12 protein-coding genes are annotated in these 12144 nt (G+C 64.9%); 3 read left to right on the top strand and 9 right to left on the bottom strand.

Translation table 11 applies throughout. The features are described 5' to 3' along the window. Positions 1-5: 5 nt before the first annotated feature. Together TQ98_RS21320 and TQ98_RS21325 are read left to right on the top strand one after the other, a co-directional pair. Positions 6-404 (top strand): YbaY family lipoprotein, encoded by a 399-nt coding sequence (locus tag TQ98_RS21320; protein WP_044873743.1) that lies wholly within the window; start codon positions 6-8, stop codon positions 402-404. Positions 405-479: 75 nt separating this feature from the next. Continuing rightward, complete coding sequence (locus TQ98_RS21325; RefSeq protein WP_044873742.1) at positions 480-1157, top strand: DUF4197 domain-containing protein; 678 nt, start codon at positions 480-482, stop codon at positions 1155-1157. Positions 1158-1310: 153 nt separating this feature from the next. Here the strand turns inward: TQ98_RS21325 and TQ98_RS21330 are convergent, their stop codons facing one another. From TQ98_RS21330 to TQ98_RS21340, 3 genes are all read right to left on the bottom strand, one after another. After that, the gene (locus TQ98_RS21330; RefSeq protein ID WP_044873741.1) at positions 1311-2489 is read right to left on the bottom strand and encodes an aromatic ring-hydroxylating dioxygenase subunit alpha; all 1179 of its coding nucleotides are present in this window, start codon (positions 2487-2489) and stop codon (positions 1311-1313) included. A gap of 151 nt (positions 2490-2640) precedes the next feature. Further along, a complete protein-coding gene (locus tag TQ98_RS21335; protein ID WP_044873740.1) occupies positions 2641-5757 on the bottom strand; it encodes an efflux RND transporter permease subunit in 3117 nt (1038 codons plus the stop codon). A 6-nt stretch (positions 5758-5763) separates the two neighbouring features. Continuing rightward, positions 5764-6867 (bottom strand): efflux RND transporter periplasmic adaptor subunit, encoded by a 1104-nt coding sequence (locus TQ98_RS21340; protein ID WP_044873739.1) that lies wholly within the window; start codon positions 6865-6867, stop codon positions 5764-5766. 92 nt (positions 6868-6959) lie between these two features. Between TQ98_RS21340 and TQ98_RS21345 the strand changes: the two genes are divergently transcribed. After that, the gene (locus TQ98_RS21345; protein WP_044873738.1) at positions 6960-7595 is read left to right on the top strand and encodes a TetR/AcrR family transcriptional regulator; all 636 of its coding nucleotides are present in this window, start codon (positions 6960-6962) and stop codon (positions 7593-7595) included. Positions 7596-7679: 84 nt separating this feature from the next. Here TQ98_RS21345 and TQ98_RS21350 read toward each other — a convergent pair whose 3' ends face one another. From TQ98_RS21350 to adk, 6 genes are all read right to left on the bottom strand, one after another. Beyond that, a complete protein-coding gene (locus TQ98_RS21350) occupies positions 7680-8453 on the bottom strand; it encodes a class I SAM-dependent methyltransferase (protein WP_044873737.1) in 774 nt (257 codons plus the stop codon). Positions 8454-8532: 79 nt separating this feature from the next. Continuing rightward, positions 8533-9360, bottom strand: coding sequence for an isocitrate lyase/phosphoenolpyruvate mutase family protein (locus tag TQ98_RS21355; protein ID WP_044873736.1), 828 nt, complete (start codon positions 9358-9360; stop codon positions 8533-8535). A gap of 47 nt (positions 9361-9407) precedes the next feature. After that, positions 9408-10262, bottom strand: coding sequence for a DUF72 domain-containing protein (locus tag TQ98_RS21360; protein WP_044873735.1), 855 nt, complete (start codon positions 10260-10262; stop codon positions 9408-9410). Further along, entirely contained in the window at positions 10262-10603 is a 342-nt protein-coding gene (locus TQ98_RS21365; RefSeq protein WP_044873734.1) for a hypothetical protein, read from the bottom strand. Before TQ98_RS21365 ends, TQ98_RS21360 begins: the two co-directional genes overlap by 1 nt. A gap of 104 nt (positions 10604-10707) precedes the next feature. Then, positions 10708-11388, bottom strand: coding sequence for a tRNA (adenosine(37)-N6)-threonylcarbamoyltransferase complex dimerization subunit type 1 TsaB (gene tsaB / locus TQ98_RS21370; protein ID WP_044873733.1), 681 nt, complete (start codon positions 11386-11388; stop codon positions 10708-10710). An 85-nt stretch (positions 11389-11473) separates the two neighbouring features. Next, positions 11474-12121 (bottom strand): adenylate kinase, encoded by a 648-nt coding sequence (gene adk / locus TQ98_RS21375; protein WP_044873732.1) that lies wholly within the window; start codon positions 12119-12121, stop codon positions 11474-11476. Between the last annotated feature and the right edge of the window lie 23 nt (positions 12122-12144).

Raw genomic sequence — 12144 nt, forward strand, 5'->3', positions numbered from 1 at the left:
TACCCATGAAAGCCCTGCCCCTGATCCTCGCCAGCAGCCTGCTGGCTGCCTGCGCCGGCCAGCAGGCCAGCGAAACCCGCTATCTGGAAGGCGAAGTCTTCTACTTGCAGCGCATCGCCCTGCCGCCGAGCGCCATCCTCAGCGTCAGCCTGCAGGATGTCTCCCTGGCCGATGCCCCTGCCATCGAGCTTGCCCGCCAGCAAGGGCAGGTACAGGGCCAGGTGCCCCTGGCGTTCCGCCTCGACTACGCCCCCACCAAGATCCAGGCCAACCACCGCTATGCGGTCAGCGCTCGGATCGAGCTGGATGGCAAGCTGATGTTCGTCAGTACCGAGCAGCACTCGGTTAGACTCGACGGTACCGACCCGCAGCCATTGCGCATAAAGGTCGACCCGATCCGTTGAAAGCTGATCACGATCCGCCGCGCGCGGAACCGCGAACAGACGCTCTGTCCCACCAACAGCCACAAGGATGCTGTCATGATCAGAATTACCGCTCTTTGCGCCGGGCTTGCCCTGTCCGCCAGCGCCTTTGCCCTGTCCCTCGCCGACCTCAGCCAGCAGGATGCCAGCGGCGGCCTGAAGGACGCCCTGACCCAGGGCGCCAAGGTGGCCGTGCAGCAATTGGGCAAGCCTGGCGGCTTTTCGAACAACCCCGAAGTGCGCATCGAACTGCCGGGCAACCTCGGCAAGGCCGCCAAGACCATGAAGATGATGGGCATGGGCGCCCAGGTGGAACAGCTGGAAGCCAGCATGAACAAAGCTGCCGAGGCCGCCGTACCGGAAGCCCAGGCGCTGCTGGTGGATGCGGTGAAGAAGATGACCGTACAGGACGCCAAGAGCATCCTCGGTGGCCCGGACGATGCCGCCACCCAGTATCTGAACAAGACCAGCCGCGATCAGTTGCGCGCCAAGTTCCTGCCCATCGTCAAGCAGGCCACCGACAAGGTCGGTCTGGCCCAGCAATACAACAGCTTCGCCGGCCAGGCCGCGAGCTTCGGCGTGCTGGACGCCAAGAGCGCCAATGTCGAGAACTACGTGACCGAAGAAGCGCTGGATGGGCTGTTCAAGATGATCGCCGAGCAGGAGGCCAGCATCCGTCAGAACCCGGCGGGCGCGGCCACCAGCCTGGCGAAGAAGGTATTCGGGGCGCTTTGACAATTTGCCCGATAAACGAAAAGCCCGGTTTGATGCCGGGCTTTTTTGTAGGAATTCGGTGCAGCCTCTGCCTCGGCACAAGCCCCGTGGGGGCGAATTCATTCGCCAAGCAGAACGCAGTTCTGCCATAGGTTGGAGTCAAGGAACACCGCCTCACCCAACCTGGGGCGTACTCTTCGGCTTCATCACCTCCACCCGCGCGTCCCCCAGCGCCTCATCAAGCCCCTGGTGGAACCATCTCAGCGCCTGCTCGAAACGTCCGTGCCACAGCTGCCCGGCCGCACCGGCCTGGATTCCTTTCTGCACCCTCGCAGCCAAGGCGAAGTCCTCCTCCAGCGCCGAATAGAGAATGGCGTTGTTCTTCTGGAAGTAACGCAGCGCCTTCTCCGTGGCCGGCTCCTCCGGCAGCAGCGTATGGCCCAATACCCGCGTCGCCTGCGGGCCATCAGGGAATACGGTGGAGAAGGCGATATGGTCCGGCTCCACCAGCACCAGGGTATTGGGCCAGAGGAAATACAGCAGGTTGCCGTGACGACGCAGGTCCCAGTCCCGCTCGGGCTGGTCGAGGATCTCCCGCAGATTCCGCTTCACGTAGTAGTTGCGAATATGCCGGCCAAAGCGATCGAACAGCCCCAGGTTGGGCCAGAACAGGTGATCGATGGTGGCCTGATGCGCCTTGGCAACGTGGTAGTTCTCCAGGAAGGTGTCGATGGTCAGCTTCCAGTTCACCGGGCGGCGGATGTCCTGCGGATCGAACAGCACATGACTGTCCAGGGCGAAGCTGTCGAAGTCGGCGAGAATCTGCTCGCCAAAGAAGGTATCCAGATCCAGCGCCGGCCCCTCCGAATGGCGCGCCCAGACGGCGCCGAAGCGTTCGGCCACTGGCACTTCGGTGAGGTTGAGGCAGGCCCGGTCAATGCCCTCGAAGCCATAGCCGTGGGGGATTCCCCTCAACTGGCCATCAGGGTTGTAGGCCCAGGCGTGGTACGGGCAGACGAATACCCGGTTGCGCCCGGCGACTTCACCCACCAGTTGGGTGCCCCGGTGTTTGCAGACGTTGAGGAATCCCCGGAGTCGCCCCTGTTCATCGCGGGTCAGCAGCAGCGGTGCCAGCAGGTCACGGGTGATGAAGTGGCCGGGGGCGATCTCGCTGGAGCGAGCCACCAGCAGGGGTTCACAACGCAGCACTTCGTCCCGCTCACGACGGTAGCGTTCCTCGTTGAGATAGACGTCTACCGGCAGCGCCGAAGGCGCCTCCACGCAATCGGAAACGCCCTGCTCCACCAAAGCCAGGGTTCGCTTGAGCAACTCCACCTGCGTCACGTGCTGCATGGGCACCTCGTCCTGTTCGGGTTGGCGGTGACAAGCCCGGCCAGTCTCTGCCTGGACATCGGCGACGCCAAGGGTGAGGGACGAAGAGGCCTAGTGATTGGCGGAAACAGCCGAGCGCCCATGAAAAAGGCCCCCGAAGGGGCCTTTGTCGTCAATGGCTCGGCTGGGCGTCTGGCGCCAGGACCGGACGGCTTTCCTTGGCCTCCGCCGGTTTGACCCGGAACCAGGCTGCATAGAGCGCCGGCAGGAACAACAGCGTCAGGGCGGTGGCGACGATCAGGCCACCCATGATGGCCACCGCCATGGGGCCGAAGAACACACTGCGGGACAGCGGGATCATCGCCAGCACGGCTGCCAGGGCAGTCAGCACGATGGGCCGGAAACGCCGCACCGTGGCCTCGACAATGGCGTTCCAGCGGTCCATGCCATGGGCGATGTCCTGTTCGATCTGGTCCACGAGGATCACCGAGTTGCGCATGATCATCCCCGCCAGGGCGATGGTGCCGAGCATGGCGACAAAGCCGAACGGCTGGCGGAATACCAGGAGGAATAGCGTCACGCCAATCAGCCCCAGAGGTGCAGTGAGGAACACCATGGCCGAGCGCGAGAAGCTCTTCAGCTGCAGCATCAGCAGGGTCAGCACCACCACGACGAAGAGCGGCATGCCGGCGTTCACCGACTTCTGTCCGCGGGACGAATCCTCCACCGTGCCCCCCACTTCCAACAGGTAGCCATCCGGCAATTCGGCGCGGACCGGGTCCAGGGTCGGCAGGATTTCCTTCACCAGGCTGGCCGGCAGTGACTTGTCGTAGATGTCGGCGCGCACGGTGACGGTGGGCAGGCGGTTGCGGTGCCAGATGATGCCTTCCTCGAAGCCGTACTCCAGCGTGGCGATCTGCGACAGCGGGACGCTGCGACCGTTGTCCGTGGGCACCGCCAGGCTCGGCAGCAGGGCCAGCTCCTGACGCTCGCGCACGGTACCGCGCAGGAGAATCTCGATCAGCTCGTTGTCCTCACGGTACTGGCTCACCGGCGACCCCGTCAGGGCGCTCTGCAGGAAGCGCGACAAGTCGGCAGTGCTCACGCCCATGGCGCGGGCTCGGTCCTGGTCGATGTTCAGCCGCACTACCTTGCTCGGTTCCTCCCAGTCCAGGTGCACGTTCACCACGTGGGGGTTCTCGCGCACCTTGTCGGCCACCTTGCGAGCCAGGGCGCGGACTTCGTCGATGTGCTCGCCGGAGACGCGGAACTGCACCGGGTAGCCCACTGGCGGGCCGTTCTCCAGACGCGAGATGCGGCTGCGCAGGGTGGGGAATTCGTCGTTCAACGTCTGGATCAGCCAGGTGCGGATCTCCTCCCGCTCCTCGATGGATTTCGCCTGGACCACGAACTGGGCAAAGCTGGCCGCCGGCAGTTGCTGGTCCAGGGGCAGGTAGAAGCGCGGCGAGCCAGTACCGACGTAGGCCACGTAGTTATCCACACCCGGTTGTTCCCGCAGAAGCTGCTCCAGGCGCTTCACTTCGGCCTCGGTATTGGCCAGGGAGGAGCCTTCGCCGAGCTTGAGATCCACCATCAGTTCCAGGCGCCCGGACGGCGGGAAGAATTGTTGTGGAACCAGGCGGAACAGGCCGATGGACGCAATGAAGGCGACCAGGGTCAGCAGGATCACCGTCTTGCGCCGCCGCACGCACCACTCCACCACGCGGCGGAAGCGCTGATAGAAAGGCGTGGAGTAAGGATCGTGGCCCTTGGTGCTACCGCCATGCTTCTTCGCGTGGAGCTTGGCCAGGTCCGGCAACAGGCGGTCGCCCAGGTAGGGAACGAACACCACCGCGGCGATCCAGGACACCAGCAGGGCGATGGCCACCACCTGGAAGATCGAGCGGGTGTATTCACCGGTACCGGATTGAGCGGTGGCGATGGGCAGGAAGCCGGCGGCGGTGATCAGGGTGCCGGTGAGCATGGGGAACGCCGTGCTGGTCCAGGCGTAGCTGGCGGCCTTGAGACGGTCGTAACCCTGCTCCATCTTGATGGCCATCATCTCCACCGCGATGATCGCGTCGTCCACCAACAGGCCCAGCGCGAGCACCAGGGCGCCGAGTGAAATCTTGTGCAAGCCGATGCCGAGGTAGTACATCACGGCAAAGGTCATGGCCAGCACCAGCGGGATGGACAGGGCCACCACCAGGCCTGTGCGCAGACCGAGGGAGAAGAAGCTCACCAGCAGCACAATCACCAGCGCTTCGGTGAGCACGCGGACGAACTCCCCTACCCCGGCTTTCACGGCTGCGGGCTGGTCGGACACCTTGCGCAGCTGCATGCCGGCCGGAAGGTTCTGCTGCAGGCGGGCGAACTCGGTTTCCAGTGCCTGTCCAAGCACCAGGATGTCGCCGCCGGGCTTCATGGAAACGGCGAGGCCGATGGCGTTCTCGCCCATGAAGCGCATGCGCGGCGCCGGCGGGTCGTTGAAGCCACGGCGCACGTCCGCCACGTCGCCGATGCGGAATGTGCGATCCCCCACACGGATGGGGAAGTCGCGGATTTCCTTCACCGAGTCGAAACGGCCGGACACCCGCAACTGCACGCGATCACTGGGGGTCTCGAAGAAGCCGGCAGCGGCCACGGCGTTCTGTTCCTCCAGGGCCTGCTGCACGGCGGCCAGGGGTAAGCCGAGGGTGGCTGCCTTCACGTTCGACAGCTCGATCCAGATCTTCTCGTCCTGCAGGCCAAGCAGCTCCACCTTGCCCACATCCTTGACCCGCTGCAGTTGCAGTTGGATGCGGTCGGCATAGTCCTTGAGCACGGCGTAGTCGAAGCCTTCGCCAGTCAGTGCATAGATATTGCCGAAGGTGGTGCCGAACTCGTCATTGAAGAAGGGGCCCTGGATACCCGGCGGCAAGGTGTGGCGGATATCGCTGATCTTCTTGCGGACCTGATACCAGAGCTCGGGGATCTCACTGGAATGCATCGAGTCGCGGGCGATGAAGGTCACCTGGGACTCACCGGGGCGAGAGAACGAGATGATCTTGTCGTACTCGCCGGTCTCCATCAGCTTCTTCTCGATGCGTTCGGTGACCTGGCGGGACACTTCCTCGGCGCTGGCGCCCGGCCAGTTGGTGCGTACCACCATGGCCTTGAAGGTGAAGGGCGGGTCTTCGCTCTGCCCCAGCTTGGTGTAGGAAATGGCCCCGACAATGCCGAGCAGCAGCATGATGTAGAGGACGATCTGGCGATTCTGCAGCGCCCAGGCGGAAAGGTTGAAGTTCACGGCCGCTTACTCCTTGGCCACCAGCTTCACCGAGCGATTGGCGCGGTCCACCGGCCGAACCTGCTGACCTTCGCGCAGCACCTGCACGCCGGCGGCCACGACCCAGTCCTCGGGTTTCAGACCTTCGAGCACCGGCACGCGGTCTTCACCATAGGGTCCGACGCGTACCAAGCGGCGCTTCAACGTGGAGTCCATGGGATCGACCACCCAGACATAGGGCTGGCCGGCCTCGGCGGTCAGTGCCGAGAGGGGCACGGAGAGCGGCACCGAGCCATTGTTGCGAATGAAGACGCGGGCGCTCTGGCCCAGTTCCGCCGGCACCTTGCCGTTGGCGAAGGCAACCCTCGCGGCGAAGGTGCGGGATTGCGGGTCAGCGGCTGGGGCCAGCTCACGGATGCGCGCCGGGAAGCGCTGGCCAGGCACCGACCAGAGTTCCACCGCCACGTCCTGACCCACCTTGAAGCGATCGATAGCGTGTTCCGGCAGGCTGATCAGGACCTCACGCTCGCCGTCGGCGGCCAGCGTGAAGACCGTCTGCCCGGCAGACACCACCTGACCCACCTCCGCGCGGCGGCTGGCGATCACGCCATCCTGGGAAGCACGCAGCACGGTGTAGGCGGCCTGGTTGCTGGCGACGTTGAATTCGGCCTTGATCTGCTTCACCCGCGCCTCGCCAGCGCGGTACTGGTTCTCCACGTTGTCGTATTGGGAGCGGCTGATCATCTGGCGGTCCAGCAGCGTGCGATAGCGATCACGCTCGGCCTTCACCAGCTTGAGGTTGGCCTCGGCCGCCGCCACCTGGGCCCGGCTGGCCTCCAGTTGCAGGCGTACGTCCTCGGGGTCCAGCTCGGCCAGGGGCTGATCCTTCTTCACCCGCTGCCCTACCTCCACCACGCGCTTGGCCACCTTGCCGCCGATGCGGAAGGCCAGCTCCGGCTCGTAGCGCGCCCGCACCTCGCCCGGGAAGGTATCCACCGCGTCCGCCGCCGGCTCCGGCTGCACCACCATGGCCGGACGCACCACCTGCTGCACGGGCTCGCCATTGCCGCAGGCCGTGATCAGAAGTGAAAGGGACAGGGGCAGAGCGAGGGGCAAGGCATGGCGAAACATGATGAATGACCTTTCGCGAAGAGCAGCTGGAATATTTATACTGATGGGTATAGTAAAAATAGCAAACTCACCAGTCCAGTATTTAGAAAGAAATGTCAGACAATTCTTTTCCGACCAGCGGCCCCGGCCGCCCGAAAGATCCAGCGAAAAGGAAGGCGATTCTGGAAGCCGCCAAGAACCTTTTCCTGAGGAACGGCTACGACGGCAGCAGCATGGATGCCATTGCCGCCGAGGCCGGAGTATCCAAACTGACGGTGTACAGCCACTTCACCGACAAGGAGACCCTGTTCTCCGCTGCGGTGAAGGCCAAATGCGAGGAGCAACTGCCCGAGCTGCTGTTCGAACTGCCGCCTGACGCCAGCATCGAGAGTGTGCTGCTGAACATCGGTCGCAGCTTCCATGAGTTGATCAACAGCCGCGAGTCGGTGGAACTGCACCGGGTGATGGTGGCGGCAGCCAGCCAGAACCCGAAACTGGCGCGGATGTTCTACGAGGCGGGCCCACAGCAGGTGCTGCAGGAAATGACCGGGCTGCTGACCCAGGCGAAGCACGCCGGCAAGCTACGCATCGAAGAGCCGCTGAACGCCGCCGAGCACTTCTTCTGCCTGATCAAGGGCGGACACAACTTCCGCCTGCTGATCGGCTATACCCCAGCCCTGGAAGGTGACGAAGCCGAGCGGCATGTGCGTGAGGTGGTGGAGCTGTTCGTCCGGGCCTACCACCCCTGATCCGTTCGTAGGATGTTGAGCGTGCGAAACCCATCAGTCGCGGTCCGTATGGGTTTCGTGCCTCAATCCATCCTGCGGCCCTGATCAGGCGCCGAGCTTCTTCTTTGGATAGATGTCGTACCGGCTGGATTTCCCTTCCAGCGCAAAACTCGGCTTGGCGCCCTCGATGATCGGTGCCTTGCGCGGGCGCTTCACCACCACCCGGTGGCTGGCCAGGGCCATGGCAGCTTCCAGCAAGGCCGGAGCGTCCTGATCGTCACCCACCAGGGGACGGAACAGGCGCATCTCCTTCTTCACCAGGGCGCTCTTGTCCCGATGCGGGAACATGGGGTCCAGGTAGATCACCTGAGGCGCTTCCCCCTGCCAGTTGCGCATCAGTTCGATGGCGTTGCCCTGCAGCAAGCGCATACGCGCCACGATGGCAGCGGTTTCCAGGTCGTGACCGGCGCGGGCCAGACCATCTTCCAGCAGTGCCGCGATCAGGGGCTGGCGTTCGATCAGGGTCATCTCGCAGCCCAGGGTGGCCAGCACAAAGGCATCCCGCCCCAGGCCGGCAGTGGCATCCAGCACCCGGGGACGAATTCCCGACTGGACGCCCACCGCCTTGGCGATCATCTGCCCGCTGCCACCGCCGAACTTGCGCCGGTGAGCGGCCGCGCCCTCGACGAAGTCCACCCGCACCGGGCCCGGCGAGTCCGGCCCGAGTTGCAGCAACTGCAAGCCGTCGGCGCCCAGTTGCAGGGCGAAGTCCGCGTCCCCTTCGCACGTCAGCCCCAGGCGCGCAGCCCAGGCGTCCAGCGCCTCGGAAAAGGCCGGTTCCAGGGCTTCTGCCCGGACCCTGACTTGCTCTTGACTCATCGATTCAACAACCCCTGGGAAAAACCCGCGCATTCTGCCAGAGCCGGCGGCCAGCGTCCCGCACGCATGTGCGGGGCACTCAGGGGGTGAACAGGTCGTTGATGCGATCGAAGGGGATGGCCTGCCCCATGGCCGCCAGATTGCCCTGGCGAAGTTCCCCGGCCGCATGGAAGAAGGCGCCATAGGCCACTCGCGCCAGGTTCGAGCCAACGCTGACCCGCTTCACCCCGAGCTCGGCCAGCTCTTCCAACCCCAGCTTCAGGCTGGGCGACCCCACCAGCACATTCACCGGGCGCGGCGCCACGGCCCGCACCACTTCGCCAATTTGCTCGCGGGTCATCAGACCCGGTGCATAAAGCACATCCGCCCCAGCCTCGGCATAGGCCACCAGTCGACGTAACGTGTCGTCCAGATCAGGCCGGCCGTGGAGGAAGTTCTCCGCCCGAGCCGCCAGAGTGAACGGGAAGCCGAGGTCCTTGGCCGCCGCCACGGCGGCGCGGATGCGTTCCGTCGCCATCTCCAGCGAATAGATAGGATCGCTGGCACGGCCACTGGCGTCTTCGATGGAACCACCCACCAAGCCGACTCCCGCCGCGGCACGAATGGTGGCGGCGCAGTCCTCGGGGGCATCGCCGTAGCCATTCTCCAGGTCTGCCGCCACCGGCAGGGGCGTAGCCTCGACAATGGCACGGGCATTGGCCAGAGCCTCGTCACGGCTGACGTTGCCTTCCGCGTCCCGCCGGCCAAGGGCGAAGGCCAGGCCGGCGCTGGTTGTGGCCAGGGCGGCGAACCCGAGGTGGGCGAGCATTTTCGCTGATCCGGCATCCCAGGGGTTGGGCAGGACGAACAGGCCGGGGGCGCGATGCAGGGCGGCGAAGGCTTCGCCGCGTTGGGCTTGGGTGGTCATGGCGGACTCCGGAATCATTCGGCAGAGCCCGATAGCCTAGCGCAGGTTTACAGCAGACCGAGTTGCTCGACTGGCGGCTCAGGCAACACCAGTTCCGGCAGTCCCGGCAGCCGCTCCCGCAGATGGGCGTGAAAGCGCAGCGCCTGGGCGGCGGCCAAGTGGTTATCCGGGGTGTGCAGGAAGACGTTGGGCGTCAGGCCCTGCTCGATCCAGCCAGCCACCTTGTCCAGCCAGGGGTCGAGGAAAGGCTGATTGGCGTCCAGGTCGGGTCCACCAATGAAGCGCACCTGCGGGCTGGCACTGAAGGCCGTGGGCCTCACTGGCACACGGGGTTTCTTCGATTGTGCGTGGAGCACCGCCGGGTCCTGGGAACGAACGCTGAACAGCGCCCGCGAATCCAGGCAGATGCGTTCCACGCCACGCTCATGGAGCAGGCGGTTGAGGGCCCGTTCGGCATCGCCCTTGTCGAAGAAGGCCGCGTTGCGCACCTCCACCGCGATGCTCCGGTGACGGAACTCATCCAGCCAGTTGGCCAGTTCCCCCAGCCGTGCGGGGCCGAAGGCCGCCGGCAGTTGCAGCCAGAGCGGCGCCAGGCGAGGCCCCAGCGGCGCCAACAGTTGGAGGAAGGCATCGGTGGCGACGAACTGGTCCCGCAGATCGCCTTCGTGACTGATGTCCCGAGGCACCTTGGCGCAGAAGCGGAAGCCCTCCGGCATGGTCTGGGCCCAGCGCTGCAAGGTGTCGGCGGAGGGACGCGCATAGAAGGTGGTGTTGCCTTCCACCGCGTTGAATACGTGGCAGTAATGGCCAAGGGTGTCGGCAGGACGCAGGTCGGCGGGGTAGAAACTGCCTCGCCAGGCCGGCTCGTTCCAGGACGGGCAGCCCAGGTAGTAAGGCAGCATCAGGCGTAGAGGTCGAGGCCGAGGACTTCGGGAGCGTCGGTTTCGACGGCGAAGCGGGCGGTGGTGCTGTAGCTGGCGATGGCCTGGGCGGCGCGGTTGCTGATGCCGCGCTGCTGGATCAGGTCCTGCGGACGGCTCGGCAGGCTCTCCCCTGGCGCATTGCCGGCCTGGACACGACGGGCTTGAGCAATCTGTTCGTAGCCCTGGGTCGAGGAGGGGGTGGACGGCTGATCGCGACGAGCCTCCTCTTCGCGCTGGACCTCACGGAAAGGCGTGACCGCGCCACCCTGACGAGAGCTGCGTTCCAGCGGATAGGAAGAGGTGAAGCCATCGATGCGCATCAGTTACTGCTCGGCAATGCTGGCGTTTCGAAATGAATGCCGGTGGACTCTAGCCGCCCTCCCCCGCCTTGGCAATCAGGGGTGCAGGGGCAGCTGAAAGCATTCTACTGCGGCGCCTTGGGCGTGGCGACATTGTCCCGCAGGTAGACCGGCTGCGCCTGATCAGCGGGGACGCACTCGCCTCGCGCCCAGGCGAAGCGGGCCAGGGTCAACAGGTCCTCGGCATGGGGCAGCAGCGCCGGAGACTGGCCGCTGACCTGCACCGGAATCCGCGCCGCGAAGGTGCCCCAGCCTGTACCAGCACCGTACCAATCGCCACTGGCATCGCGCGGCAACTGCGCCCGCTCGGGCGGCAGCACGGCTTCCACGCCAGCCAGGCGCATCTCGCCGGCGTCCAGGCGGTAGCAGCCCCAGTAGACCTCGTCCATGCGCGCATCGATGGCAGACGCTACCTGGGCAACGCCCTGCTCGCGGTGGGCACGCTGGGCCAGCACGGCCAGATCGGAAATCGGCAGAACCGGACGATCCAGAGCGAAAGCCAGTCCCTGGACGACACCAATGGCGATCCGAACGCCGGTGAAGGCGCCCGGCCCGCGACCGAAGGCAATGGCATCCACCGCGGCCAGGGGCAGCCCGGCTTCGCCCAGCAGGTTCTGGATCATCGGCAGCAAGCGCTGGGCGTGCAGACGCGGGATCACCTCGTAGTGGCTGAGCACCTTGCCGTCATGCAACAGGGCAACGGAGCAAGCTTCGGTGGCGGTATCCAGGGCCAGCAGAGTGGTCATCGATCAGTCCAAGCGCAGAAAAAAGGCGGGCATTATAAACGCCAACGGCCCGCAAGCGGGCCGTTGGTCAGATACGGGCTTCAACTCAGCTGAGGGCAGCCAGCACCTTGGCGGTGATCTCGTCTACCGAACCCACGCCAGCAACTGCGCTGTACTTCGGGGTGCCTTCGGCAGCGGAGAGCTGCTGGTAGAAGTCCACCAGCGGCTTGGTCTGGGAGTGGTAGACCGCCAGACGCTTGCGCACGGTCTCTTCCTTGTCGTCATCGCGCTGGATCAGGTCTTCACCGGTCTCGTCGTCCTTGCCGGCGACCTTCGGCGGATTGTGCTCGACGTGGTAGACGCGGCCGGAAGCCGGATGCACACGGCGGCCAGCGATGCGGCCGACGATTTCCTCGTCGTCCACGGCAATTTCAACCACGTGATCGATGGTCACGCCGGCTTCCTTCATGGCTTCAGCCTGAGGAATGGTGCGCGGGAAACCGTCGAAGAGGAAACCATTGGCGCAATCCGGCTGGGCAATGCGCTCCTTGACCAGGTTGATGATCAGGTCGTCGGAAACCAGGCCACCGGCATCCATCACGCTCTTGGCCTGCAGGCCCAGTTCAGTGCCGGCCTTGACCGCTGCGCGCAGCATGTCACCGGTGGAGATTTGCGGAATGCCGAATTTCTTGGTGATGAAGCCAGCTTGAGTACCTTTGCCGGCACCGGGGGCCCCCAGCAGAATCACGCGCATCGATGTGCTCCTCAAAGATTTTG

It is taken from the genome of Pseudomonas sp. LFM046 (genome assembly GCF_000949385.2).
GTDB lineage: Bacteria > Pseudomonadota > Gammaproteobacteria > Pseudomonadales > Pseudomonadaceae > Metapseudomonas.